Source organism: Bacillus massiliglaciei (assembly GCF_900098925.1).
Classification (GTDB): Bacteria; Bacillota; Bacilli; order Bacillales; family DSM-1321; genus Peribacillus; species Peribacillus massiliglaciei.
The window spans coordinates 488,076-513,440 of sequence record NZ_LT622357.1; the positions used below are offsets into that span (position 1 = coordinate 488,076).

Genomic DNA, 25,365 nt, shown 5'->3' on the forward strand with positions numbered 1-25,365 from the left:
TTATATTTTTTACTGAAAATGACATTTTTCTTCCGCAGGAAAGCGCTTAAGAAGCCGCTCCTGGAAATTGAATAGTGAATTTCGTCCCCTCTCCTGTTTTGCTCTCAATCTTGACCTTTCCTTTCATTGATTCAATCAACTGGAAGGAAATCATCAATCCCACACCTGTACCATTTTCCTTTGTTGTATAAAATGGGGTGCCTAAATTCCTAATTTGAACAGCTGACATCCCTTGCCCGCTGTCCTTTATCTCTATATATACATTTTCTTCCTTTTCATAGGCCTGCACACTTAAGATGCCGCCTGCTTCCATCGATTCAATCCCATTTTTGATGATATTGACCAATACTTGTTTAATTTCCGCTTTATTGCCCTGAATAAACAAGGGTTCTTTAATAAGTGATTCAATAGTAATGCTTTGGATATTCGAATAGGATTTCATCAATTCAACCGTGTTTCGAACTTCTTCGGAAAGGTTAACTAAATCAGATCCTTCTGTATGCGGTTTCGCCAGAGATAAATAATCATTGATAATAGCTTGTGCATGATTCAATTCATTAAGAGCAATCTTAATATAGTTTTTATGCGAGGCATGGACGTGCCCGTCACTTTCCATTAACTGAAGAAAGCCTCTAATCGTAGTTAGCGGATTACGGACTTCATGGGCTACAGATGCTGCCAGCTGGCTGATGACATTTAACCTTTCAGCTCGCTGTAAATCCTTGCTCATGGCCCAGCTATGATATAAGTTTTCAATCAGGAAGGTAATGATCAGTAAAATGACCCAGACGAACAGATAGAAAGTCACCAGCAGGGGGAACTGTTCTGACTGGCCATTCAGCGTCAATATGAGCGCTTTGCTGCCAATGAATAGCCAGTAGATGATACTGATCAGATATATTTTCTTTTTTTTATACGCATTGTTGAGCCGGCCTTTCAACAGAAGAAACAATACAGTCAGAAAGGTATAGCATATTACGCTTAAAATAATTCCGTCTCCGCCAAATGCAAGTCTGATGATGAACAGCACAGCGACCAGAGTGATACCTGACGAAAAACCGCCAAATATAAAAGCAATCATGATTGGCAGGACCCGGAAATCATAACGGTAATCTGTATTATATTCAATTGGAAAAGACATCACCATCAGCAGCATAAAAATGAGAATTAAGGTCAAATTTACTTTATTTCGTCTGTTCATATTCTCATTGATGAAAAAATAATAGGCGAGGATAGGAACGAGCACTAATAATAATTGAAATAGCATTTCCGCAATCATAGTATCCTCCGAAAATGGTCCGTCTTTGTCATATTTTCATTATACTCTGTCAAAATTAAACAATAAATAGGAAGATTTTCAATTTTCTCTCTTCAAAAGATCATTTTTACATACGGGGTGTCATTAATGAGAAACTCCTCTGCTCCATTCTCTATTTTCCTGCTCACTGCTCACAGCATCCTGGATTCTTATTTTCCGTATTTCCAGTTCCATTCCTCCCTTCTTCTGCTCCCTGTAAAACATAGTTATTCAATCAGCATCAAAATATAACATTTTTTCTGGAAAAAAGAGGATTTTTTCAGAATAGAGAAGGAAAAAGAAATTTTTCAGGGAATTTGTAAGAAAATGATTTTTTAAAGGAGGAGTCCAAATGAAGTCCCAATTGTCAATAGAACTGGATTATCAGCAATTGTTTGACAAGCTGTTAGATTGCGGAGATATAGAAATCCCAATTTCTGATTGTGATTTGCAATTTTTCATCGAGGATCGTCTTGAAGAATTGAACATCAGCCACCGAAAAATAATCCCTCCAAGAAAGAAGAAAGCGGCTCCGGAAAAGGTCATGATCATTAAATTAAATGGATAGCGTTCAAAATAGAATCAGCACTTTATAAAAGAAAAAATAAAGGACCTGAGCCGGTTGAATGCCGAACTCAGGTCCAGAGATTATATGGATTTCAGCAGGAGTTTTTTCAAAAGCGGGGTGAAATATTCAGGGATAAAGGCAACACTCGGAATCAGTATTTGCTCTTTCCCATAGATATTTTCCATCATTTTCTCTTCACTCTCGGCTATCATTCCGTCCGCCAGGAAGATCCCGACTGTGTCGATTCTTTTTTTTCTTGCAGCCAGGACTGCCGTATGAGTGTCGACTATTCCATTTTGATCATATTGAGCAGCAGCGGGCTCGCCATCTGAGAAGACAAGAAGGAATTTATTTGTCTCTTTTCTTTTCTCCAATTCCTCCGTCATCACCCTAATGCTAAATCCATCACGGTTATCCTCCTCCGGCTCCAGCTGGAGAATTTTTGCTCCGCTTTGATAAAAGGAATCTTCAAAAGAATGGATTCTATGAAAATAATTCGGCTGGTAGCCTTCCTTGACTCCGTTAGCATCCTCCCAGAAACCGACAATAGAATGAGGAATTTTCAATTGTTTCAGAACTTCATGAAACAGCGCAATTCCCCGCTTTGTTTCATGCATCTTATTATGCATGGAAGCAGAGCAATCTACTAAAAGCGTAAAACATGCATCAATTTCTTTCGATTCGTTGTTTTTTTTATAAAAAACTCTTGGCTGGTCTTCCAAGACAAGCGGGAGAAGCTTTTTAGACAGTCGGCCGAAAGAAAGATCCCTTCTCGGAGAATTTTTTTTGTGTTCCAAGATTTTTTCAATGGTTCCGGCTAATTTTCTCTTATACGGTTCAATCTCTTTTACCATACTGCGATAGACTTGCTCATCCGAAGCAGAAGGAGATTCAGCCATCTTGGAAAGCTTGACAGCAAAACGGTTCATTTCACCATAGTTGCCGCCGGACTGCCTTCCAGTCTGATCTTCTGATTTCTGCAGGGCATCCTTCCCCTCATAATCCTTCTGTCTGCTTTCTCCCGATGCTCCCTGTACCGATGCCAGCGCCTGGTCTGCATCCTCCGCTTCTCTTGCGCCGCCGCCCATTAAATTGGTTCTAGTTCCCTGCTCCAGTTCAAATTGAAGAAAGGTTTGATTGTTTTCTCCATTCTTTGTCTCGCGATGCCAGGTAGAAAACTGTTCATCCATATATTCATTTTTTTCCTGATCCAGTTTCTCTTCTCTTTCTGCCGCCGGATCATCATTTCTTGTCATTTCATCAAATAATGTATCCCGCTTATATAGGTCGATATGGTTCACTGGCAGGATAAAATATTCATTGATCATATCATCATAAGACTCTTCCAAACGCAAAACGGCAGATTCAGTCATTCTCTTGATATCCTGTGTATCGCCTGCTTCATAAATCGAATAGAGAAAAGGTTTAATCCCTTCAAGTGCTGTCAGTTGATAATCATTTGCTTTCGCAAAGACCGGATCCGGCCTGTCAGAGTAGACAGTGAGATAAATTAGGCAAAAGAGCTCGTCCAATGCATAACTTCGCGTAACATTAGCAGCCAATTGTGTCTCGAAATATTTTCTGTAAAAGACGATTCTGCTGTCAAAAATTCCCCTTGTGCCAGGACGTTGTTTTCTTACTATTTGTTCAAGACGAAAATCTTCCAGCAAAGTAAACAGCTGCGCTGCAAAACCGGGAATCTTCACTTCCCCCTGCCACTCGATAAACTGTTTAAGAGCCGGTACATTCGTGTGAAACAAAGTTCCTACCGTACGAAGCAGCACATCGGATTTCAGTCCCTTTCTCTGAACATCTGCAGGGGAATTATCCCATATCCGGCTGGCTGTCACTTTTTTCAGTTTTAAATCTACAAAAGAACCATAATTAAATTCAAATTCCATCTCAGGATCTCCTGACAGAACTGTTGAGAGATCCTGCAGCTGGAGAAACAGGCCGGTATCAATGACTGAGTCATTAAAGCGAATAAACTTCATCCTCATCCCTCATTCAAATAAAGTCTCTGCCAGGTTTTCAACAAATTGCTTCTCGCGTTCTTCATCCAGCTTATCCACAATGGCTCTTAAAATAGCTCTTCTCGGGGGAATCAGTGAACTTAAATCGCACGCATCCAGAAGGGCGCGTATGGAGGCGGCATCTTCCTGAAGTTTTCCTTGATTAACAGCCTGAATTAAATCAGCTGAGAGCCTGACAAATAAATCAATCATCTTTTCATCTGCAAGTTTTGTTGAAGACTGGATGAGCTCCTTCAGCTGTTCTCCCTCTATATAGGGAATTTCGATGATAATAAAACGATTTTTCAACGCTTCATTCAAAGGAACTGTCCCAATATATCCTTCATTAATGGCAGCAATCACATTAAATCCTTCCTTGGCTGTGACCACCTCATTAGTGAACGGATTCGTGATCGTTCTGCGATAATCCAATACTCCGTTTATTAATGGGAGAGTTTCCGGTTTTGCCATGTTTACTTCATCAATATACAAGAAATGTCCATGCTTCATCGCTTTAATGACAGGACCTGGGCTGAATTCAATCACTTGTTTCCCTTCTTGATATGCGAGGGTTTTGAAACCAAGAAGACTTTCCGCATCAAGGTCAACCGAGCAGTTCAAACTGAACATCGGCTGATTGAATAAAGCCGACAGCGTTTCCGCCAGCTTTGTCTTCCCTGCTCCAGTAGGCCCCTTCAGCAAAATGTTTTTTCCCAAGCTCAGCGCTGTAATCGCATCTATTAATAAATCTTCGTTAGGGGGCAAATACCCTTCCTTCCGAATTAACTCATCATATTCGGTACTTTCTGTATTTCTCTTCTTTTCTGCTAGTTCTGCTAAAGGGCTCGGAAGCCCATTCAAATCATACATGTAAACATCCTCCTTTGCATTATTTTATATGGTTTTTCCTGCAAAAAGCAAAATTCGCGGTTTGCGGACCGAAGCAAAAAAAGAGTGCAGAAGATGCTCTGCACTCTCTTTCAGCTAAGAATTATACCATTTTGACGGCTTCTTCGATCTCTGTCTCCCCAGAAACCAGATCAAAGGACCTTTTGAAGGTATTTTCTTTGTTTAGCACATGAAAAATGGTAGCTGCCACATCTTCCCGGGGAATAGATCCCCTCTCTAAATTATCCGATGCTTTTATTTTTCCTGTACCTGGTTCATTCACTAATCCGCCGGGGCGGATAATCGTATAATCAAGGCTGCTTTGTTCAAGGATTTTATCCGCATAATGCTTGGCTGCATAATAAGGACGTATGGCGTCATTCCAATTCTCGCGATTGTGGGCCTGAAGGGCACTGACCATCACAAAACGCTTTACTCCTGACAGTTCCGCTGCCTCAATCGCTTTAGCCGCCCCGTCAAGATCGATCAGCAGCGTTTGATCATACCCTGTGTTCCCTCCAGAACCGGCCGTAAATACAATCGCGTCACTGCCTTTTACCGCTTCAGATATGCCTTCTACCGTATCTGTAAGGCTGACAACAGCTGTCTCGACTCCTATATCATGGAAATATTCAGCCTGTTCCTTTGTCCTGATCATGGCTCTGACCTTATATTCATTGCTATTCTTTAACAATTCGACAAGCTTCTTTCCAATCTGTCCATTTGCTCCGATCACTAAGACATTCATCTAACCATCTCCTGACTTTGCTTCATAGATTTTGGATTTCTGCCATCCTATCGTCCATACTTTTCCTTGTTTACCCGATTAGCGGGAGTGAAAATCGTACCTTACATAATTTCCTTATATCAGGACAGTCTTCCTAATCGAGATCCCTTCTATGCCGCAGAAATATAAATCGATAGGCCAAATAAGCAATATACAGCGGGGTCGCAATATAAATCAAATAAGGAAACTGTTGATAGGTTCCCCTGTAGATGACATACAGCAAACAGCCAATAAACAAAGTGACAATGGTTCCGTATTTAGGAAGCGGAATTTCCTTGAAGCTTGGAATTCTGATCCTGCTGACCATCAGAAAACAAAGAGCCGTAAAAATAACCGTCGTAATAATATTCGGCAGTCTGTCCCCAAATAGGGTGAGCAGGGCTAAGATTCCGCCAGCCGCTGTAATCGGCACGCCAATAAAATAGTTAAGCGATGTTTTGCTGGTTCCAATATTGAATCTGGCCAGCCGATAGGCGCCAAATAGAGGAAAAAGCCCTGCAACAATTAATCCCAAAAGTCCAAAATGAAAAAAATACGTATAATACACCAAAAATGACGGAGCCACCCCGAAGGTTACAATATCCGCTAATGAATCCAGTTCTTTCCCCAAATTACTTTCTACTTTCAGCATCCTTGCAAGTCTTCCATCCATGCTGTCCAGCATCATTCCGATCAGGATTAAAATGGCTGCATTGTTATACTGGCCGTTTGCAGCAAAACCGATGGACAAGAAGCCGCAAAAAAGATTTCCCAGTGTAAATAAATTCGGTATACTCTTGATAAATTTCACGTCTACTCCTCACATTCCACGAATGATCTAACATGTACCTCATTTCTTTTCCGTTCATATTGCCTCATTATAACATTTTATCCATAATGATGAGCAGTATGATTAACCTTCCTCTTCTTATAGAAGTCCAAAGCCCGTTCCCATTCCAAAAAAAAGCGGTTCAAAGAAGCCTTCATTCTTCTTTGAACCGCCAACATTCTTTAGTTTGCTACGATATTGACCAATTTGCCCGGAACGGCAATGACTTTACGCACTGTTTTTCCGTCAATTTGTTCTTTGACAGAATCTTCCCCCATTGCTATTTCTTCCAGTTTTTCTTTTGTAGTTCCCGTTGGGACCATTAATTTCGCTTTTACTTTCCCGTTAATTTGAATGACAATTTCCACTTCATTATCAACCATCTTCGCTTCATCATAAGCCGGCCAAGTTTCATAAGTGATGCTTTCTGTATGGCCAAGCTTTTCCCAAAGCTCTTCGGCAATATGCGGAGCTACAGGGGAAAGCAATTTTACAAATCCCTCAATGTACTCTTTCGGCAGCTTCTCAGCTTTATAAGAATCATTGATGAAAACCATCAATTGGGATATCGCTGTGTTGAACTTAAGTTCTTCGTAGTTTTCCGTTACTTTCTTGACTGTTTGATGATAGACCTTTTCGAGTTTGCCGCTGTCATCGCGATCAGTTATCTTATCTGTTATCTTTCCGTCTTCGTCGACTAACAGGCGCCAGATTCTGTCAAGAAATCTCCTCGATCCGTCCAGACCGTTCGTTGACCATGCGATGGAAGCATCCAGAGGACCCATAAACATTTCATACATGCGAAGAGTATCCGCTCCGTGAGATTCCACAATATCATCAGGGTTGACTACATTCCCTTTGGACTTACTCATTTTTTCATTGTTCTCTCCAAGGATCATCCCTTGATTGAAAAGGTTTTGGAATGGCTCCGGTGTTGGAACAACTCCAATATCATACAGGAACTTATGCCAGAAGCGGGCATACAGCAGATGCAGAACAGCATGTTCCGCTCCCCCAATATACATATCAACCGGCATCCATTCTTTCAGCTTTTCCGGATCTGCCAAAACTTCCTTGTTATGAGGATCAATATAACGAAGGAAATACCAGCTGCTCCCTGCCCATTGCGGCATAGTATTCGTTTCACGGCGGCCCTTGCGTCCATTTTCATCCGTTACATTCAGCCAGTCCGTCATATTAGCAAGCGGTGATTCTCCTGTGCCTGAAGGCTTAATGTCCGTTGTAACCGGCAAAATAAGCGGAAGCTCTTCTTCCTTCAATGCCGACATTGTACCATCTTCCCAATGAATAATTGGAATCGGCTCTCCCCAATAGCGCTGACGGCTGAATAACCAGTCACGAAGACGGTACGTTACTTTCTTAGTCCCAATGCCTTTCTCCTCCAGCCAGTTAATCATTGACTGAATGGCATCTTCCTTATTCATACCATTTAAGAAATCAGAGTTTACATGCTCTCCGTCTCCTGTATAGGCTTCTTTCGTTACATCTCCGCCTGCAACTACCTCAATGATCGGCAGACTGAACTTGACAGCAAATTCATAATCCCGCTCATCATGGGCAGGTACCGCCATAATGGCACCTGTTCCATAGCTCATTAAGACATAATCCGCAATCCAGATCGGCATTTTGGCACCATTCACTGGATTAATGGCATATGCACCGGTGAAGGCACCTGTTTTTTCTTTGGAAAGCTCAGTTCTTTCCAAATCACTCTTATTTTTTACTTCATCAATATAAGCAGCTACCGCATCTTTTTGTTCAGCAGCCGTAATTTTTTCCACTAATGGATGTTCAGGGGATAATACCGCATAAGTTGCGCCGAATAGTGTATCCGGACGCGTCGTAAACACAGTGAAGTCTCCTTTGTTTCCTTCGATTTGGAAGGTTACCTCCGCTCCTTCAGAACGGCCGATCCAGTTCCGCTGCATATCCTTAATATTCTCCGGCCAGTCAACTGTTTCCAAATCCTCAAGCAAACGGTCAGCATATGCCGTAATTCTAAGCATCCATTGTTTCATTGGGCGCCGTTCAACAGGGTGTCCTCCCCGCTCGCTGACTCCGTCAATGACTTCTTCATTTGCCAATACCGTTCCAAGAGCCGGACACCAGTTGACCGGAACCTCATCAACATAAGCCAATCCCTTTTCATACAGCTTGAGAAAAATCCATTGGGTCCATTTGTAATATTCAGGATCCGTCGTGTTGATTTCACGATCCCAGTCATATGAGAAGCCAAGCGACTTGATTTGGCGGCGGAACGTATTAATGTTGTGCTCTGTAAATTCCGCAGGATCATTTCCTGTGTCAATGGCATATTGTTCTGCAGGAAGACCGAACGCATCCCAGCCAATTGGATGAAGCACATCATACCCCTGCATTCTTTTCATCCGCGCTAAAATGTCACTCGCTGTATAGCCTTCCGGATGCCCTACATGAAGACCGGCACCAGACGGGTAAGGGAACATATCCAATGCATAGAATTTCCTTTTTCCATTTTCTTCTGAAGTTTTAAATGTCTTATTTTCTTCCCATACTTGCTGCCATTTCTTTTCAATTTTCTTATGGTCAAAACTCATTTTGCCTTCCTCCTATTTCCTTGCTAAAACCGCAGCGGCTTTACCTTTTTCTCTAAAAGTCAGTGATCATGAACGGGATAAGCGGACTTTCTATATAAAAATAAAAAAACCTCCCATCCCAAAATTGGGACGAGAGGATTATGTATATCTTCCCGCGGTACCACCCAGATTGGCGATGCATTTCTATCGCCCAGCTCACCATCCATAACGAGGATTACACGCCAGGCATTACTTCTGCCATTCACACCTGGGACTCCAAGGCGAGTTCACCATCTCTCCAGACTGACTTGCACCTACCGTCAGCTCTCTCTGCTGGAGAATAATCGCTACTATTCCTTTTCACAGTCTTTTATAAGAATATTTTATTATATTTCATTTTATTCAATTTCCGCTGGAAATGCAATATCAACATTACAAACATTATGGTCGCTTTTCCTCCAACTTATTCACCCTGCGGGAAAAAGTGACAGGACGGGAATCCCGTCCTGTCTCATTTAATGCTGCAGAAAAATCATCTCATTCTTCAGCTGGTTCAGCTGTCTTCTTTTTCTGTCGAGCATTTCTCTCTGCTGGTCATTCGCACTATTATAGAGCCTTTCCAAATCGGTCAGCGACTCTTCAATATAACTTTGCGCATTTCTGTATGACTCATCCTCATAATGCTCCTGCCTTGATGCTTCTGTATATTCAAACTGGGCAAAGCGGAGAGTCCCTTCGGTTACCTCTAAAAATTGGTCCAAGCTTTCTCTAGTTGCCATATTTTAGCCCTCCTCATTCCATTTTGATGATACATCACCATCCCGGTTAGTTTATGTAAGAGGATAAGGAAATAAACTTTCGGAAAGTATTTCAAAATAGAACAACTCGCTTGTAAAATGTACAGCCACGGGGCTCCTTTCTGCATTCATTTTTTTCCCTTTTAAATTGTTGTATAATGAAGGACAGCTTGTGGAAATAAGGCTCTGAAGGAGGCTGCCAAAGATGGACAACCCATTTAAATATGCTGCAGATCAAAAACGTTATCATACATGGAATTATCATTTACGCAAAGAGTTTGGACATAAAGTTTTTAAAGTCGCCTTAGACGGCGGGTTCGACTGCCCAAATAGGGACGGCACGGTCGCTCATGGCGGCTGTACCTTCTGCAGCGCTTCAGGTTCGGGCGATTTTGCCGGAAACCGGGCGGAGCCGCTGGACGTTCAGTTTAAGAAAATAAGTGAGAAGATGCATCATAAATGGAAAGATGGCAAATACATGGCCTACTTTCAGGCATTCACTAATACACACGCCCCCGTTGAAGTGCTCCGCGAAAAATATGAATCCGTTTTGAAACAGGACGGCGTTGTCGGTCTTTCCATTGCCACACGTCCAGACTGTCTCCCGGATGACGTTGTAGAATATCTGGCAGAATTAAACCAGCGCACCTATTTGTGGGTCGAACTCGGTCTGCAGACCGTTCATGAACAAACGGCAGATCTGATTAATCGGGCCCATGATTTTGACTGTTACAAGGAAGGTGTTGCAAAACTTCGCAAACACGGAATCCAAGTCTGTTCGCATATTATCAACGGTCTTCCTCAAGAAAGCGCGGACATGATGATGGAAACAGCACGGGAAGTCGCGAAGCTGGATGTACAGGGAATCAAAATTCATCTTCTCCATTTGCTGAAAGGAACCCCTATGGTCAAGCAATATGAAAAGGGAATGCTTACCTTCCTAAACCGGGATGAATACATCCATCTAGTCTGTGACCAGCTGGAGATCCTTCCTCCCGAAATGATCGTTCACCGCATTACCGGCGACGGTCCCATCGATTTAATGATTGGACCTATGTGGAGTGTGAACAAGTGGGATATCTTAAATGGAATCGATGATGAACTGAAGCGCCGCAATAGCTGGCAGGGAAAATATTTTTCAGTGACCAAGGCAGTGGAGGCATAAAGGAATGAAGTTAGAACGTATATTATCTTTTGCAAAAACGCTGCTGAGCAAGGCTGTACAGCCAGGTGATATCGCAGTTGACGGTACGATGGGCAATGGCCACGATACAGCCTTTCTCGCCAATTTAGTGGGAGACAGCGGTCATGTCTATGCTTTTGATATCCAGCAGGAAGCAATCCGCAATACAGGCGAAAGGCTGAAAAAGGACGGATTAGATTCCCGCTGCACCCTTTTCCATATGGGACATGAGCAGATGAAACAGCAAATTCCAAGCAGTCCATTCCATCAAATCACGGGTGTCGTTTTTAATCTTGGATATTTGCCTGGAGGCGACAAAACAATTGTGACCCGCTCTCATACAACCATTCAGGCAATCGAAGGACTGCTCGATATCATGGCTCCAGAGGGCATTATTGTGCTCGTCATTTACCATGGACATCCTGAAGGTGCTGTCGAACGTGATGAACTGATGGACTATGTGAGAAATCTTCCGCAAGATCAAGCGCATGTCCTTGAATATCGCTTCCTCAATCAAGCGAACCATCCTCCATTCATCGTAGCAATTGAAAAACGCTGAGATGAACTAGTTTTGATAAAATACGCCTGAGTCAAATTTAATACAGATTGGCAAAAGGCCTTCAGAATGAGACCATTCTGAAGGCCTTTTGTCTTTTTGAGATTTTTTAGGCATTTTATAGTCTAATTTTAAGCAAAATGCTCTTCGAGTATTCTAATTTAGGCCATAGCCGAAGCTTGCCATGTCCAATCGGCAACTTTCTTTAAGTTCATGGCAGTAAAAATAAGCATCGCCTACCTTCTTCTTTTTCAAATGTATCTGGTGGAAATGGTTTCTTCCCATGATCACCTCGATCTTGATTCAATTCTTCTTGAAGTTTAGCTTCATATGCCCGAGTCTCTTTACGAACTATCTTCTGTTCGAATTTACGTTTATTCGCGCTTGCTTTAACATGTGCTGAATCGATGAAGACCTGGTCAGCACTTAGTAGTCCTTTATCTGCAATTTCTTTAGGAATCTTTGAAACCATGTTCATAATTTTTACCGAGGTAGAAAAGTACGGCACTTCTGAATGAAACCCAAACCCTAAAAACCAGCGATACGCCATATTCGTTTCAATTTTTCTTATTGTTTGACGCATGGAACGAATTCCAAATACATATTGAACAAATGTCATTTTAATGAATACAGTGATTAACTAGTGGATAGATGAAAGAAAAATCAATAGTTGATTCAAACTTTCTGACCAGATGATCCTGTGGTACAAGCTTCTCTATTGTAATCATTTCCATTTGATCACGTTCACTTATTTGATTTTTTGTGACATCATATCCATTCACCTCAGACATTTATTTAGAAAGGAGTGAATTGTAGTGCAGGCGGCGACTCCTGCGGGAAAAGCGTGAAGGCCGATACCCGCAGGAGCAAAGCGACGAGGAGGATTGGGACACGCCCGCGGAAAGCGTCCGCCGAAACGAAAATCAACTAACACTATTTCCTCAAAGGGAAATTTGATATTTTTTTGGTTTGGTACTGCATGGATTACCGTTCCTGGACGCTTTTTCGGGTGTACGGCTCGAGCCCGCAGTCTCTCCCTCACTGAAATCCCCTGCATAATAACACCCCCGATCATTGTCTTTTTACTGACAAGTTCGAGGGCATTTAAAGACTATAATAAAAGTGTATATGGCTTTTCTAAATAGGTAACGACTCTCGCTAAGAACTCTGCAGCGGGCGCCCCGTCAATGATTTGATGGTCAAAGGTTAAGCTTAATGGCAGCTCCTTGCTTTTAACCGGCTTTCCTTGTTCGTCTAAGGTTAGTTTTTCCTGAAGACTGGCCACCCCTAATATGCCAGTCTCTGGTGTGTTTAAAATGGGAGTGAAATATTCTACACCGCTTTGCCCAAGGTTCGTAATCGTAAAGGTAGAACCCGTTACCTGGTTATTTTCAAGGTCTCCTTCTCGTGCAGCCTGCGCTGTACTCGCAATGGCCCCGCTGAGGTCTTTCAGACCCATCCGATGGGCGTCCCGAATGACTGGAACCATAAGACCGTCAGATAAAGCAGTCGCCATTCCAAGATGCACTTCTTCGAACGTTTTAAAACCAACTGTATTTGGTTCATACCAGCTGTTCATCTCAGGAAACTCTCTTAATGCAAGAACAGCGGCTTTGGCTACACAGGCCGTAACACTGAGACTGCCCCCGATTTCTGTTTCAGTCAGATGATTTTTCAAATCCGTTTTAAACTTCATAAAAGCCGTTAAATCAGCTTTTCTATGAAGAGTCAATTGCGCCGTCTGGGCCATACTGTTCCTCATTCTCTTAGCAATGACCTTCCGCATTCCTGCGAGTCCCGCACCAACACTTTCGGCGGCCGGTATATTCGGCACGGCTTGTAGTTCAACCGCTGAGGCTGCTTCTTTAGAAGCGGAGTGTTCAAAAGCTTCAATATCCCTGCGGGTAATACGATTATTGCTTCCTGTTCCTTTAACCAAAGCAAGATCGATGCCTTTCTCTTTAGCGAGCTTTCTGGCAAGCGGACTGGCAAAAATGCGTTCTGATCGAGTTTCAATTGGCTTTTCAATAGAAAAAACATGCTGTTGATTAAGATGATTTTCTTGTTTTTCTTCAGTGTTTGTTCCGCTTGCCGGAGAAGCAATCTTTTCCCCTTCTTGAGCGACAATTCCGATTACCTCTTTAACCGGCACCTCTGCCCCTTGATCGGCAATAACTTTTACTAAAATTCCGTCTGCCGGTGATTCCACATCCATCGTCAATTTTTCAGAGCTGATCGTGCAAATAGGCTCTCCCTTTTTAACAGGTTCTCCCTCTTTTTTCACCCACTCGTCCACATTTCCGCTTTTCATGGTTAATCCTAACTTTGGCATTAAAATATCTGTTGCCATCCAATTCACCGCCTTAAACTAAAATGGTCTTTTTCAAATCAACAATAATATCTTCCGCCGCTTTTATGACTTTTGCTGCGTTTGGAATATACAGATCCTCTAAATTCTTTGCAAATGGAACAGGTGTGTTCGGCGCGCATACACATTTAACCGGTGCATCCAAATAATCAAACGCTTTGTCTGCCACAACACTTGCGATATCTGTAGCCGTATTATTATGTGGGTTTGACTCATCGATCACGATTAGCCGATTCGTTTTCTTAACAGAATTGATGACCGTTTCTTGATCCCACGGGGCTACTGTCAACAGATCAATGATTTCAACTGAAACCCCTTCCTCTCCTAAACGGTCTGCAACCTCTTCTGCCACATACAGCATTTTTCCGATAGAAACAATCGTTAAGTCTGAGCCTTCTCTTCTGACCTTGGCTTTTCCTATTTCCACCGTGTAATGTCCTTCCGGAACCTCCCCTTTCACTCCGTAGATTGTTTTATCTTCTGAAAAAACTACGATGTTATCATCCTCAATCGCTGAAAGCATCAGCCCTTTTGCATCATATGGGTTTGAAGGAACGACCACTTTAATTCCTGGAATGGAACCAAGGATTCCATAGTAAGATCCTGAATGCTGGGCTGCCGCTGAGGCTCCCGCCCCGTGATTTGTACGGACCGTCATCGGGATAGTTGCCTTCCCCCCGAACATATAACGCATTTTAGATCCTTGAGCCAGAAGTGTATCAAAGCAGAATCCAATAAAGTCATTAAACATTAATTCCGGAACAGGTCTCAGTCCTGTTGCCGCCGCGCCTACAGCTGCTCCCATATACCCCATCTCAGAAATAGGCGTATCAATCACACGCTCTGTTCCGTACTTTTCAACGAGACCCTTCGTTAAACCGAATACGCCTCCCCAGGCCCCTGTTTGATTTAAATGTTCTACAGTAGCTCCGCCTGCTATATCTTCGCCAAGCAAAATGACTCGTTCATTCTTTTCCATAGCTAGGTCCAGTGCCTCATTGATCGCTTGCATCATTGTGATTTTTCTTTCCATTCCTTACATCCCCTTTCAAAATTATTAGGCAAAGACATCTTCATATAAGGATTCCGGTCTTGGCTCCGGACTTTCTTCCGCAAATTGAATGGCTGCCTGAATCCTCTCTTCCGCTATTTTTTCAATTTCATTTGCTTCAATCTCTGACATTAAACCGCTTTCAATAGCCTGCTTCCTAAAAAGCGGAATACAATCTTTTTCGGCGAGTTCTTTCTCTGCCCCCTCCTTGGCTTTATACTTTTGCTCATCTCCCTCAAAATGGCCGTAGTTCCGATAGGTTACGCATTCTAGGAGCGTTGGCCCTTCTCCATTTCTGGCGCGCGCAATAGCTTTTTCTGCCTGCTCATACACTTCCAGCACATTTTTCCCATCCACTCTGACACCCGGCATGTTATAGGCCGCGCTGCGTTCTGCAATCGTTTTTGAACCAGAGGCATAGGTTTGCGGTGTAGCCTCTGCAAACATGTTATTTTCACAAACAAAGACAACAGGCAATTTCCATATAGAAGCTAAGTTAAGCCCTTCGTGAAATGTTCCTTCATTGGCTGCGCCGTCTCCAAAGAAACAAACCGCCACACGATCTGTTTTTAAATATTTATTTCGGAGACCGGCCCCAACCGCTAAAGGAAAACCTCCGCCTACCATCCCGTTTGCCCCGAGCATTCCCTTATCAATATCAGCAATATGCATGGATCCGCCTTTCCCTTTGCACAGTCCTGTTTCCTTTCCGTAAATTTCAGCCATCATTCCATTTAGATCGCATCCTTTGGCAATACAGTGTCCATGGCCTCTGTGAGTGCTCGTAATGTAATCGCTGTCATTTAGATGTGCACAAACAGCAGTTGCGATAGCTTCTTCCCCGGCGTATAAGTGCACAAAACCAGGGATTTCCCCAGCCGCAAATAAAGTATGAACCTGATCTTCAAATTGGCGAATTTCATTCATCTTTTCATATATCCATAAGGCTTCCTTCTTTTTCATCTTGTTTCCTCCTCTTCCTTATTCATGAATGGCTTTAAACAGGATACTCTCAGCCGCTTCCCCTATCGTCTCTGACAAATTGGGGTGCCCAAATATAAGAGAGCCCAGTTCTTCCAAGCGGCCTTCTGAGTGTTTCACCGCAAGAATTTGGTTGATTAGTTCAGTTGCGTTTACCCCGACTACAACGGCTCCCAAAATCTCATGATACTTGTTTTCCGTAATGATTTTTACAAACCCTTCTGTCTCTCCCATAGCGATGGCTCTTCCATTGGATTGAAAGTTCATTTTCTTTGTTATCACATCATATCCTTTTATTTTCGCTTCCTCTTCACTTAAACCAAAGGAAGCAATTTCAGGATGGGTGTACACACACCTTGGGATTTCCTCTTGCTTTACTTTCGGAGGACCTTCATTAAGAATAGCCGAAACAGCCGCTAACCCTTCTTGGCTTGCTGCATGGGCAAGCTGATAGCCCCCGATTAGATCTCCTATTGCGTACACATGATTTCTGCTCGTTAAATAGCTGCTATTTACTTTAATGAATTTTTTTCCTGCATCCAGCTCTAAATCTAATTCAGCCGCAATCTCTAAATTGGCTTTCCTGCCTGTTGCGACAAGCAAATGGGTAAAAGGAATTTTTTGCTCCTCTGTATATACACAGCCATCAGTAACTTCAGATATCGCCGCATTTGTCATATAGCGAATGCCCAGCTGTGCCATTTTCTTTTTTATCACTTCGCGTGCATCCAGATCTTCTGTTAACAGAATGTCATCGGCTGCTTCAATAACCGTTACCTTTGTGCCAAGGGGAGCCATAGCAAAGGCCAGTTCAATACCGATCACCCCTCCGCCAATAATAATCAGTTCTTTCGGCTGTTCCTGAAGATCAAAAAACTGATCAGTTGTGTAATAAGGGACTTGGTCAAGTCCTTTAATAGGAGGAACAAAAGGTCTGCTTCCTGTTGCAAGGATTAAATCTTTGCCCTTGAACTCCTGATTATTAACTGAGACAGCCAAATGGTCCATAACCGCTGCTTTCCCCTTAATGAGGGTAATATTGTTTTTTTTCAATAAGTACTCAATTCCCTGTAGTAACGTTCCTACCACTTTATCTTTACGTTCTACAAGTCTTGAATAGTCGATATGCCCGACTTCAGCTGATATCCCATAAGAATTCGCTTTTTTAATCTGTTCTGCCCATTCTCCGTGCTGCAAGAATGTCTTGGATGGAATACAGCCGACATTCAGACACGTTCCGCCGAGAGACGCCTTTTCAATGATGGCCACTTTCTTCCCTTTTTGGGCCGCCCTGATCGCAGCTACATATCCTCCCGGTCCGGCGCCAATCACTAGTAAGTCAAAGTGCTTCAAGAGTTCCTTCCCTCCTATCATGAAAGATCATACTTTTTTCCAGGAATGAAACCATCCATCGCGATTTGATTTCAATTAGTTATAAATGCAAATCTTGTGCCAGGATTGAAGCCTATTGATTACAGGAGTTTTATGGACAGAAAAAACAAAAAATGCGACATCCGTTTCAATTCGTCGCATTTTTTCTCACTTTAATTCAATTGATATTTATTTATTTTCCGATAAAGAGTGCTCTTTGACATTGACAGCTGCTTGGATGCTAATTGGATATTTCCATTGGTTTGAATCAAGGTTTTCATAATCTTTTCCTTTTCTATTTGTTCCTTAAAATTTGCGGATTTGCTGTTTGTTTCCGGCTCCGTCATTATTCCGCCTTTATGAATCAAATTCATCAATTGATCTCTGGTCGGAATCCGGTCCCTGCAGTACACATAGCACCGATCCAAAAAATTATTGAGCTCTCGAATATTTCCTTTCCAATCATGCTCTTCTGCTGCCTCTATCAGCTCATTTTCCCAGCAGGGATACCAAGAGTTAGCGTTTTCAAAAAAATTGATTAACTCGCGTATATCTTCTTTTCGCTGCCTTAATGGAGGAATAAACAGCGGACAGACGTAGATTCGATAAAATAAATCTTCTCGGAATTTCCCCTCTTTGACAAGGGTCTTTACATCTTGATTGCTTGCTGTAATTAATCGGAAATTCACTTCTATTTCTTTACTGCCGCCAATTCGTGTCAATTTCTTTTCCTGGAGGACGCGGAGCAGACCCGTCTGCATTGATGGAGGCATATCCTCAATCTCATCCAGAAACAACGTACCATGATTGGCCTGTTCAATTTTTCCTTGATAGCCATTCATGTTCGCGCCTGTAAATGCTCCTTTTTCGTACCCGAACAATTCACTTTCCATCAAATTTTCCGGCACAGAGCTGCAATTGACACTTATCAGTTTCCCGCCTGAAAAAGGACTGTTCTCATGGATGGTCTTTGCCAAAACTTCCTTCCCAGTCCCTGTTTCACCATATAAATGAATCGGGGCTGATGCAGGAGCAACAATCTTCACCTCTTCTAACAAATCTTTGAATACCTTGCTTCGGCCAGCTGTATATCGAAAGGTAAAGGTTTTATCGGCTGCTTGATTTTTCACGGCATAAACAAAATAGCCTATACACGTATGATCCTTCCAAATGGGTTCTTGTTTGACCGTAAACGATTTACTTTTCGTAAGATCATGTAATTTTTTTCCTATATAAGATTCAGGTTCTTCGATTAGATCAGGGGATACATATAAAATAGTCATAGAGGAATTGCAAAGGATTCCAGGATGTTTTTTCAAGGAATAGTATTGCAGCATATACTTCTGGTCTTCGTAGGCTTTTTTCTGCAAGGCTTCTGAGATGTAATCTGCAATCAGCTGGACTCTGATCAAGAAATCGATTTTCTTAGGATAGTGAGCAGGCATGGATACGTCTATGACACCTTCTACTTTCCCCTCTGCTCCAAAGACAGGAGCAGAAACACAGCTCCATTTTTGAGACGCTTTGGCATAATGCTCATATCCATGAATAATATTCGGTTCCTTCGTTCGTAGCGCAATGCCAATCGCATTCGTTCCAACATTAGATTCCGTCCATTGGTATCCTTCCCAAAATCCTATTTCTCTCGCTGTTTCTTTCAATCCTTCATTCCCTGACTGCCATAAAATATAACCGTCCGCATCCGTCAGCACCAAAATAAATTCCATATTGCTAAATAGCCTGCTGAAACGATCCATGCTTCTCTTCACCAGAGAAATCATCGTCTCATTTTCTCTGAGTCTTTCCTGAAACTCATTAGTCCGAAGAATCTGACTGCCTACCCCTTCATTGGGATTGACTTCATATTTCTTACTGAGCTTCCAAGAATCAAGAATAACCTGATCAATATTAGATGGATCCAGTTTATTTTCGGTTACATACTTCTCCCAGGTTCGCCGAATTTCCATACTCATACGCTTCCCTCCTTGTATCCCCTTTCATTATAGTATCGCAATAGGTTTGGTTCAATTATATCCATCAATTCATCCACTGATTTTTTCCTTTTTCTCACATTTGACCCGAAGAACTGAGCTTCCCATGTATCTTAGGCTTAAACTTCCTTAACACAAAAAAACTGCCGAATATTCATTCAGCAGCTCTAAAAGACATACCCGAGAAGTTTCAGACGATTTTCCACGAAGCTTTTGGCATATTGGAATACATCCTCTCTCTCCGGTTCATTAAATATTTCATGATAAAGACCTTTCCATTCCTTCCATTGCTTTTCACTGCTAAAGCAGTAATTGAACCAAGACTGAACAGCCTTTTTATCGACGACCTTGTCGTCCCCTCCCTGCATCACCAATATAGGCAGATCAGGAAAATCAGGGATTTCTTCAAAAGCGTCTTTCATGGCCTGTTCCAGTTCCCTGAACCATCGCACAGAAACCTTTGTCACATAAAGAGAATCATTCAAATCAGACTCTCTGATTTCCTCATTACGGGTAACCAGTTCCGGGGTCAGGCCTGGATCCACTTTAAAGGTGGGATACACAACATTCAGCCCGTGAGAAAGAGCCGCCATCATTTTAGGGGGCTTTTGTAAAAGCCCTAAGCAAGGAGAAGATAAAATCAAACCGGCTAAGTCCCACTCTTCTTCCTGAAGCAAACGGATTGCGATTAACCCTCCCATGCTGTGCCCCAATAAAAAAACAGGAAGCTCATAGTCATAGGCTGCCGCAATCCACTTCTTAACCTCGTCTAAATACTCGTCAAAAGAATCAATATGACCTCTGTTGGCACGGGTCGTCATTCCCTGTCCGGGAAGATCTCCCATAATCACATGGTAGCCTGCCGAACGCCACATCTGAGAAAGCCACTTATAACGTCCATGATGTTCGATTGCTCCATGAATGATCACAATCACACCTTTTGCGTTCTCTTCTGTCTCCCAACTCCACATAAAAGATCCCCCCTTGCTGATACCTGCTTCTAAATTACTATGTAGGTCTATTATAACCATTCCGCTTTCATTCGACATCATCCATTTTTTTATTTTCCCTGTTTCTTACCCTTTGTGACAAAAACTCAACCAATTTGACACAAAAATCATTGTGCTATAGTCTCATCTTTATAGGAATTTTTTAGAAAACAAGTCAGGACAGTATACATACTCTTCGCTTTTCAAAAGAGAAATTCGGGGGTGTGCCTTCAACTCACCTTTTTCTAAAGCTTCTGCTATTCGGACTTATTCCCTTATTGTGAAAGGAGACGTTTTATGATTATCTATCCTTACAAAGACAAGAAACCTGAGATTGCCAAAAGTGCTTACCTTGCAGAAAATGCCGTGATCACTGGCGATGTAAAAATCGGTGAAGAAACGACTGTTTGGTTTAATACTGTTATTCGCGGAGATGTGGCTCCAACCGTAATCGGCAGCCGAGTCAGTATCCAAGATAACAGTGTTCTTCATCAAAGCCCCAATAATCCGCTCATTATTGAAGATGAGGTCACGATTGGGCACCAAGTCATTCTGCACAGCAGCATCATCCGAAAAGGGGCACTGATTGGAATGGGTTCAATCATCCTCGATGGAGCTGAAATCGGTGAAGGAGCTTTTATTGGTGCAGGCAGTCTTGTACCGCAGGGAAAAAAGATTCCTCCCAATACCCTCGCCTTTGGACGTCCTGCCAAGGTGATCAGAGAAATTACGGCAGAAGACCGCAAAGACATGGAACGAATCGTGAAAGAGTATGTCGAAAAAGGCCAATTCTATAAACAGACAGACCGCATCAAATAAAAAAGTCTCAGGGCAGCCCCTGAGACTTTTTTCACTCTTATGCCTGCGCTTTAAGGATTTCAGCTTTGTCTGTGCGTTCCCATGGAAGGTCCACATCAGTGCGGCCAAAATGTCCGTAAGCAGCCGTTTGTTTGTAGATTGGACGTCGAAGGTCAAGCATATTGATGATACCAGCCGGACGAAGGTCAAAGTTGGCACGTACCAATTCAACCAATTTCTCTTCGCTGATTGTTCCTGTTCCAAATGTATCAACTGCAATAGAAACTGGCTGGGCAACACCGATAGCGTAAGCAAGCTGAACTTCTGCTTTATCTGCAAGGCCTGCAGCAACAATGTTCTTAGCTACGTAACGCGCTGCATATGCTGCAGAACGGTCGACCTTAGTTGCATCTTTACCGGAGAATGCTCCGCCGCCATGACGTGCATAGCCGCCGTAAGTGTCTACGATAATTTTGCGTCCTGTCAGTCCAGCATCCCCTTGAGGTCCGCCGATTACAAATCGTCCTGTAGGATTGATGAAGTATTTTGTCTCTGCATCAATCAATTCAGCCGGCACAACTGCCGTGATGACATGTTCTTTCAGGTCAGCCTGAATTTGTTCCAGTTCAGCTTCAGGATCGTGCTGAGTCGAAATTACAATTGTATCCACTCGAACTGGTTGATTATTTTCATCATATTCAATCGTTACTTGCGTTTTTCCGTCCGGACGAAGATACCCAAGAGTACCGTCTTTACGAACTGCTGTCAAACGGTGAGACAGCTTGTGAGCTAAAGAAATCGGAAGAGGCATAAGCTCTTCTGTTTCGTTGCAGGCAAAGCCGAACATTAAACCTTGATCTCCAGCTCCAATTGCTTCGATTTCTTGATCGGACATGGTTCCCTCACGTGCTTCAAGAGCTTTATCCACACCTGCAGCAATATCAGCTGACTGCTCATCAATGGAGCTTAAAACGGCACATGTTTCAGCATCAAAACCGTATTTAGCACGGGTATAGCCGATTCCTTTAATTGTATCACGCACGATGCGCGGGATATCCACGTATGCAGATGTAGTGATTTCTCCTGCTACGAGCACAAGACCGGTCGTTACGCTTGTCTCACAAGCAACACGGGCATTGGCATCCTTAGCAAGGATAGCATCTAAAATGGAATCTGAAATCTGATCACAAATCTTATCCGGATGGCCTTCTGTAACAGATTCAGAAGTAAAAAGACGACGGTTCTTTGACATCTTAATTCCTCCTTGAAATAGGTAATATAGTTGCAGGCATCAGCCTTATTGTTTACGGAGCTCATTCCCTTATTAGCTTCAACCATAGTCAACGCTGCGAAAAAAATAAAAGCCTTCCCTTTTAATGAGGAAAGGCTGTATATCCGCTGACTATCCTTTCACTCTTATCGTTCAAGGGTCTTTACCTTGCTCAGGTTAGCACCAACACCATCATTCCTTGAAGATCCAAGGCTTTATTTTCGGCCTAGTATCTTGGTTCAAGTTCAATATGGCAGGTTGCCGGGTTTCTAAGGGCCTGTCCCTCCACCAACTCGGGATAAGAGAATCCGTACAATTTAAAATTGTATCAAAATCAGATTGAAATTGTCAATAACTATCTGGTTTATAATGAACAGCCGCCATCCTTGCAGGTACCTTTCTTAAAAAACAAATGCCGATTTTTAGCAATCCAGCGGTACAAAGGGTTCCCAAGCCGGTCAGCAAATGGCAGATACCCCATTAATCCCACGAGAGCAAGGACCGGAGTATGCAGCATAATTCTCCTTACTGCATAGAATCCGCGGAGAACCCTTCCATCTGGAGTAATAAGATGCATTTCTCTTCTCAAATCTTCCCTCTTAAACAAGATTGCCCTTTCTTGCTGTTCGTATTCCTGAAGCGACTGCCATTCGGTCCGCTTCAGCCAGTCAATCGATTCAAGCCTTTTTTTCGTCTGCCTGCACAATATGCATTGGCCGTCATATAAAACAAGATCCTTCATTTTTATATCACATCCCTTATTAAAAAGGTTTGTATATACACTTAAAAACATCCCTTTTTCTTTACTTCCTCTTTTCGGCCCCTTTCATTCTCCTTATGGCGCCTATTATTCATCCAATATTTTACATTATCTCATTTTGACGTTATAAAACAGCTAGAATTTATCATAAGTCAGCATTTTTTATCATCTATTTTTTTCTTATTTTAGAATTTTCCTTTTTTAAGGCTTCCAAATCCCGCAAAAATTAAATACAATAGAGAAATAATCACAAAAAAATAATTAGTATAGACTAATGTAATAAATGTGTTATACTATTTAATAAAATCAGACAAAGGAAGGTACCTCATAAATGAATTCTATTGATATTTCAAATGAGTTACAACAATTAATCTCCGGGAACAACGTCCATGTACAGCTTTCCGTGCCTCAATTAGTCGAAAAGGTGTTAAGCCGAAATGAAGGCATTTTGACATCAACCGGTGCTGTAAAAGCAGAAACAGGAAAATATACCGGACGCTCACCTAAGGATAAATATATTGTAGAAGAAAAATCAGTAAAAGACAAAATCGACTGGAGTTCCAACCAGCCTATTTCAGAGGAAGCCTTCGATAAACTATATACAAAAGTTATTGATTATCTGCAAACTAAGGATGAGCTGTTTGTTTTCAAGGGATTTGCAGGCGCTGATGAAGTCTCCCGCCTTCCTATCCAGGTCGTCAATGAGTATGCCTGGCATAATCTTTTCGCCCACCAATTATTCATCCGTCCGAATCAAGATGAACTTCGCGGTCATGAAGCACAGTTTACCATTCTTTCTGCCCCTAACTTCAAAGCGGATCCAGAAGTAGACGGCACAAAATCCGAAACGTTCATTATTATTTCTTTCGAGCGCCGCACTATTTTAATCGGCGGTACTGAGTATGCCGGAGAAATGAAAAAGTCCATTTTTTCTATTATGAATTACTTACTTCCTGAAGAAGGCATTCTGTCTATGCACTGCTCTGCCAACGTTGGCCGTGAAGGAGATGTAGCCTTGTTCTTTGGTTTATCCGGTACAGGTAAAACAACCCTTTCTGCTGATACGAACCGTAAATTAATCGGGGACGATGAGCATGGCTGGTCTACAAGAGGCGTCTTTAATATCGAAGGCGGCTGCTATGCCAAAACAATCAACCTTTCCCGTGAAAAGGAACCGCAAATTTTCAATGCCATCCGGTTTGGCGCCGTCCTTGAAAATGTGGCAGTTGACTCTGAAACGCGTATTGCGGATTATGATGACAGCTCACTGACAGAAAATACACGGGCTGCTTACCAAATTCAGTCCATCGATAACATTGTGGATCCGAGTATTGCCGGCCATCCAAATACCATCATCTTCCTGACAGCGGATGCTTCTGGAGTTTTGCCTCCAATCAGCAAGCTTTCCAAAGAACAGGCAATGTACCACTTCCTTAGCGGTTATACAAGTAAATTGGCAGGAACTGAAAGGGGCGTCACGTCTCCTGAAGCCACTTTCTCCACTTGCTTCGGTTCTCCTTTCCTTCCATTGCCGGCAACAGTCTATGCCGAAATGCTCGGAGCAAAAATCGACCAGCATGATGCGAAAGTTTTCCTTGTGAATACAGGCTGGACCGGCGGTGAGTACGGTACTGGAAGCAGAATGAAACTGGCTTATACCCGTGCTATGGTTCAAGCAGCATTAGAAGGTGAACTAACGAATATCGATACTGTAAAGGACAGCATCTTCGGTTTAGAAATTCCTGTCCATGTTCCTGGTGTTCCGGATGAAGTGCTCCAGCCAAATAAAACGTGGGCAGATCAAGAAGCCTATCGTGCCAAAGCTACTGAACTTGCAGAGAAATTCCGTGAAAATTTCAAGAAGTTTTCCGGTGTATCCCCTATTATTTCACAGCTTGGCGGTCCAATCGTCTAATACCGTTCAAAGAGCAAAGCTGATAAATTCGGCTTTGCTCTTTTTTTGCGTTATTCAGGTCATTCAAGCACAGGGAAGAAGAAACCCGAGAGATTCCCCCAAAACAAAAACCCTGCAAATACTCCTGCAGGGTAGTCGAAATGGAATATCAATTTGTGGAATTTAATGAAACAAGTCTGTATGTAATCATCGTTTGTCCGGCTTCCCATTCAACTTTGCAGATGACGGCAGTCCCGCTTGAATCGGATTGAATCGTCTTCCTGACATCCACCGGGATATCAATAGGATAGAGACGGTAGCCTTCTTTTGTCAGCCGGAAGATATTTTCTTCTTCACGCACTTCTTTCCCTTTTGTCACAATCATTGTATTTAATTCCATAGGCATGCCCATCATTCTTC

Annotated in this window: 21 protein-coding genes, 1 pseudogene, 1 riboswitch and 1 other annotated feature; of the genes and pseudogenes, 5 read left to right on the top strand and 17 right to left on the bottom strand. The window is 42.5% G+C overall.

All coding sequences use genetic code 11. The features are described 5' to 3' along the window. Positions 1-46: 46 nt before the first annotated feature. On the bottom strand, positions 47-1,279 hold the full coding sequence (locus tag BQ4305_RS08025) for an ATP-binding protein (RefSeq protein ID WP_110927300.1): 1,233 nt from the start codon (positions 1,277-1,279) through the stop codon (positions 47-49). A 370-nt stretch (positions 1,280-1,649) separates the two neighbouring features. Between BQ4305_RS08025 and BQ4305_RS08030 the strand changes: the two genes are divergently transcribed. Further along, the gene (locus BQ4305_RS08030; RefSeq protein WP_110927301.1) at positions 1,650-1,865 is read left to right on the top strand and encodes a hypothetical protein; all 216 of its coding nucleotides are present in this window, start codon (positions 1,650-1,652) and stop codon (positions 1,863-1,865) included. An 80-nt stretch (positions 1,866-1,945) separates the two neighbouring features. Here BQ4305_RS08030 and BQ4305_RS08035 read toward each other — a convergent pair whose 3' ends face one another. The 6 genes from BQ4305_RS08035 to BQ4305_RS08065 all read right to left on the bottom strand — a co-directional run bounded on the left by BQ4305_RS08035 (position 1,946) and on the right by BQ4305_RS08065 (position 9,715). Continuing rightward, the gene (locus BQ4305_RS08035) at positions 1,946-3,859 is read right to left on the bottom strand and encodes a vWA domain-containing protein (RefSeq protein WP_110927302.1); all 1,914 of its coding nucleotides are present in this window, start codon (positions 3,857-3,859) and stop codon (positions 1,946-1,948) included. A gap of 9 nt (positions 3,860-3,868) precedes the next feature. Then, complete coding sequence (locus tag BQ4305_RS08040) at positions 3,869-4,747, bottom strand: ATP-binding protein (protein ID WP_110927303.1); 879 nt, start codon at positions 4,745-4,747, stop codon at positions 3,869-3,871. 121 nt (positions 4,748-4,868) lie between these two features. After that, positions 4,869-5,513, bottom strand: a complete 645-nt coding sequence (locus BQ4305_RS08045) for an SDR family oxidoreductase (RefSeq protein ID WP_110927304.1) — start codon at positions 5,511-5,513, stop codon at positions 4,869-4,871. A gap of 133 nt (positions 5,514-5,646) precedes the next feature. Further along, on the bottom strand, positions 5,647-6,342 hold the full coding sequence (pssA, locus tag BQ4305_RS08050) for a CDP-diacylglycerol--serine O-phosphatidyltransferase (protein WP_110927305.1): 696 nt from the start codon (positions 6,340-6,342) through the stop codon (positions 5,647-5,649). A 200-nt stretch (positions 6,343-6,542) separates the two neighbouring features. Further along, on the bottom strand, positions 6,543-8,957 hold the full coding sequence (gene leuS / locus BQ4305_RS08055) for a leucine--tRNA ligase (RefSeq protein ID WP_110927306.1): 2,415 nt from the start codon (positions 8,955-8,957) through the stop codon (positions 6,543-6,545). A gap of 122 nt (positions 8,958-9,079) precedes the next feature. Then, positions 9,080-9,309: a binding site (T-box leader), on the bottom strand. 142 nt (positions 9,310-9,451) lie between these two features. After that, on the bottom strand, positions 9,452-9,715 hold the full coding sequence (locus BQ4305_RS08065; RefSeq protein WP_110927308.1) for a DUF2524 family protein: 264 nt from the start codon (positions 9,713-9,715) through the stop codon (positions 9,452-9,454). A gap of 223 nt (positions 9,716-9,938) precedes the next feature. Between BQ4305_RS08065 and BQ4305_RS08070 the strand changes: the two genes are divergently transcribed. Both BQ4305_RS08070 and BQ4305_RS08075 read left to right on the top strand, forming a co-directional pair. Further along, positions 9,939-10,898: a tRNA modification radical SAM protein MnmL/YtqA gene (locus BQ4305_RS08070; protein ID WP_110927309.1), complete on the top strand. Its 960-nt coding sequence runs from the start codon at positions 9,939-9,941 to the stop codon at positions 10,896-10,898. A gap of 4 nt (positions 10,899-10,902) precedes the next feature. After that, the gene (locus tag BQ4305_RS08075) at positions 10,903-11,475 is read left to right on the top strand and encodes a tRNA 5-(aminomethyl)-2-thiouridylate-methyltransferase MnmM (protein WP_110927310.1); all 573 of its coding nucleotides are present in this window, start codon (positions 10,903-10,905) and stop codon (positions 11,473-11,475) included. A 238-nt stretch (positions 11,476-11,713) separates the two neighbouring features. Here the strand turns inward: BQ4305_RS08075 and BQ4305_RS08080 are convergent. From BQ4305_RS08080 to BQ4305_RS08115, 7 genes and pseudogenes are all read right to left on the bottom strand, one after another. Further along, positions 11,714-12,263 (bottom strand): annotated as a pseudogene (locus BQ4305_RS08080) (transposase); the annotation flags it as partial. Positions 12,264-12,583: 320 nt separating this feature from the next. Further along, complete coding sequence (locus BQ4305_RS08090; protein WP_110927312.1) at positions 12,584-13,822, bottom strand: dihydrolipoamide acetyltransferase family protein; 1,239 nt, start codon at positions 13,820-13,822, stop codon at positions 12,584-12,586. A gap of 13 nt (positions 13,823-13,835) precedes the next feature. Next, positions 13,836-14,873, bottom strand: a complete 1,038-nt coding sequence (locus tag BQ4305_RS08095) for an alpha-ketoacid dehydrogenase subunit beta (RefSeq protein WP_110927313.1) — start codon at positions 14,871-14,873, stop codon at positions 13,836-13,838. 24 nt (positions 14,874-14,897) lie between these two features. Continuing rightward, the gene (locus BQ4305_RS08100) at positions 14,898-15,854 is read right to left on the bottom strand and encodes a thiamine pyrophosphate-dependent dehydrogenase E1 component subunit alpha (protein ID WP_110927314.1); all 957 of its coding nucleotides are present in this window, start codon (positions 15,852-15,854) and stop codon (positions 14,898-14,900) included. A gap of 18 nt (positions 15,855-15,872) precedes the next feature. Further along, positions 15,873-17,246, bottom strand: coding sequence for a dihydrolipoyl dehydrogenase (gene lpdA, locus BQ4305_RS08105; RefSeq protein ID WP_199880614.1), 1,374 nt, complete (start codon positions 17,244-17,246; stop codon positions 15,873-15,875). Between the two features lie 170 nt (positions 17,247-17,416). Continuing rightward, positions 17,417-19,216, bottom strand: a complete 1,800-nt coding sequence (locus tag BQ4305_RS08110) for a sigma-54-dependent Fis family transcriptional regulator (protein WP_110927316.1) — start codon at positions 19,214-19,216, stop codon at positions 17,417-17,419. Positions 19,217-19,401: 185 nt separating this feature from the next. After that, complete coding sequence (locus BQ4305_RS08115; RefSeq protein ID WP_110927317.1) at positions 19,402-20,205, bottom strand: alpha/beta hydrolase; 804 nt, start codon at positions 20,203-20,205, stop codon at positions 19,402-19,404. A gap of 318 nt (positions 20,206-20,523) precedes the next feature. On the opposite strand from BQ4305_RS08115, the gene BQ4305_RS08120 reads away from it, so the two are divergent. After that, the gene (locus BQ4305_RS08120) at positions 20,524-21,042 is read left to right on the top strand and encodes a gamma carbonic anhydrase (protein ID WP_110927380.1); all 519 of its coding nucleotides are present in this window, start codon (positions 20,524-20,526) and stop codon (positions 21,040-21,042) included. A gap of 37 nt (positions 21,043-21,079) precedes the next feature. Here the strand turns inward: BQ4305_RS08120 and metK are convergent, their stop codons facing one another. Continuing rightward, a complete protein-coding gene (metK, locus tag BQ4305_RS08125) occupies positions 21,080-22,273 on the bottom strand; it encodes a methionine adenosyltransferase (protein WP_110927318.1) in 1,194 nt (397 codons plus the stop codon). A gap of 161 nt (positions 22,274-22,434) precedes the next feature. Beyond that, a riboswitch (SAM riboswitch) is annotated at positions 22,435-22,596 on the bottom strand. A 59-nt stretch (positions 22,597-22,655) separates the two neighbouring features. Further along, on the bottom strand, positions 22,656-23,033 hold the full coding sequence (locus BQ4305_RS08130) for a thiol-disulfide oxidoreductase DCC family protein (RefSeq protein ID WP_110927381.1): 378 nt from the start codon (positions 23,031-23,033) through the stop codon (positions 22,656-22,658). A 349-nt stretch (positions 23,034-23,382) separates the two neighbouring features. Here BQ4305_RS08130 and pckA point away from each other — a divergent pair, with 349 nt between their 5' ends. Then, entirely contained in the window at positions 23,383-24,966 is a 1,584-nt protein-coding gene (gene pckA, locus BQ4305_RS08135; RefSeq protein WP_110927319.1) for a phosphoenolpyruvate carboxykinase (ATP), read from the top strand. Between the two features lie 148 nt (positions 24,967-25,114). Here pckA and BQ4305_RS08140 read toward each other — a convergent pair whose 3' ends face one another. Further along, positions 25,115-25,357 (bottom strand): DUF2584 domain-containing protein, encoded by a 243-nt coding sequence (locus tag BQ4305_RS08140; RefSeq protein WP_110927320.1) that lies wholly within the window; start codon positions 25,355-25,357, stop codon positions 25,115-25,117. Positions 25,358-25,365: the final 8 nt, after the last annotated feature.

What these genes read in the sequence shown, in the direction of transcription:
- BQ4305_RS08110 (WP_110927316.1), bottom strand. Translation starts at nt 19,216, where the DNA reads ATGAGTATGGAAATTCGGCGAACCTGGGAGAAGTATGTAACCGAAAAT.
- BQ4305_RS08075 (WP_110927310.1), top strand. Translation starts at nt 10,903, where the DNA reads ATGAAGTTAGAACGTATATTATCTTTTGCAAAAACGCTGCTGAGCAAG.
- metK (WP_110927318.1), bottom strand. Translation starts at nt 22,273, where the DNA reads ATGTCAAAGAACCGTCGTCTTTTTACTTCTGAATCTGTTACAGAAGGC.
- lpdA (WP_199880614.1), bottom strand. Translation starts at nt 17,246, where the DNA reads ATGATAGGAGGGAAGGAACTCTTGAAGCACTTTGACTTACTAGTGATT.
- BQ4305_RS08045 (WP_110927304.1), bottom strand. Translation starts at nt 5,513, where the DNA reads ATGAATGTCTTAGTGATCGGAGCAAATGGACAGATTGGAAAGAAGCTT.
- BQ4305_RS08035 (WP_110927302.1), bottom strand. Translation starts at nt 3,859, where the DNA reads ATGAAGTTTATTCGCTTTAATGACTCAGTCATTGATACCGGCCTGTTT.
- BQ4305_RS08065 (WP_110927308.1), bottom strand. Translation starts at nt 9,715, where the DNA reads ATGGCAACTAGAGAAAGCTTGGACCAATTTTTAGAGGTAACCGAAGGG.
- BQ4305_RS08030 (WP_110927301.1), top strand. Translation starts at nt 1,650, where the DNA reads ATGAAGTCCCAATTGTCAATAGAACTGGATTATCAGCAATTGTTTGAC.
- BQ4305_RS08090 (WP_110927312.1), bottom strand. Translation starts at nt 13,822, where the DNA reads ATGGCAACAGATATTTTAATGCCAAAGTTAGGATTAACCATGAAAAGC.
- BQ4305_RS08140 (WP_110927320.1), bottom strand. Translation starts at nt 25,357, where the DNA reads ATGGGCATGCCTATGGAATTAAATACAATGATTGTGACAAAAGGGAAA.
- BQ4305_RS08070 (WP_110927309.1), top strand. Translation starts at nt 9,939, where the DNA reads ATGGACAACCCATTTAAATATGCTGCAGATCAAAAACGTTATCATACA.
- BQ4305_RS08025 (WP_110927300.1), bottom strand. Translation starts at nt 1,279, where the DNA reads ATGATTGCGGAAATGCTATTTCAATTATTATTAGTGCTCGTTCCTATC.
- leuS (WP_110927306.1), bottom strand. Translation starts at nt 8,957, where the DNA reads ATGAGTTTTGACCATAAGAAAATTGAAAAGAAATGGCAGCAAGTATGG.
- BQ4305_RS08095 (WP_110927313.1), bottom strand. Translation starts at nt 14,873, where the DNA reads ATGGAAAGAAAAATCACAATGATGCAAGCGATCAATGAGGCACTGGAC.
- BQ4305_RS08100 (WP_110927314.1), bottom strand. Translation starts at nt 15,854, where the DNA reads ATGAAAAAGAAGGAAGCCTTATGGATATATGAAAAGATGAATGAAATT.
- pckA (WP_110927319.1), top strand. Translation starts at nt 23,383, where the DNA reads ATGAATTCTATTGATATTTCAAATGAGTTACAACAATTAATCTCCGGG.
- BQ4305_RS08040 (WP_110927303.1), bottom strand. Translation starts at nt 4,747, where the DNA reads ATGTATGATTTGAATGGGCTTCCGAGCCCTTTAGCAGAACTAGCAGAA.
- BQ4305_RS08130 (WP_110927381.1), bottom strand. Translation starts at nt 23,033, where the DNA reads ATGAAGGATCTTGTTTTATATGACGGCCAATGCATATTGTGCAGGCAG.
- BQ4305_RS08115 (WP_110927317.1), bottom strand. Translation starts at nt 20,205, where the DNA reads ATGTGGAGTTGGGAGACAGAAGAGAACGCAAAAGGTGTGATTGTGATC.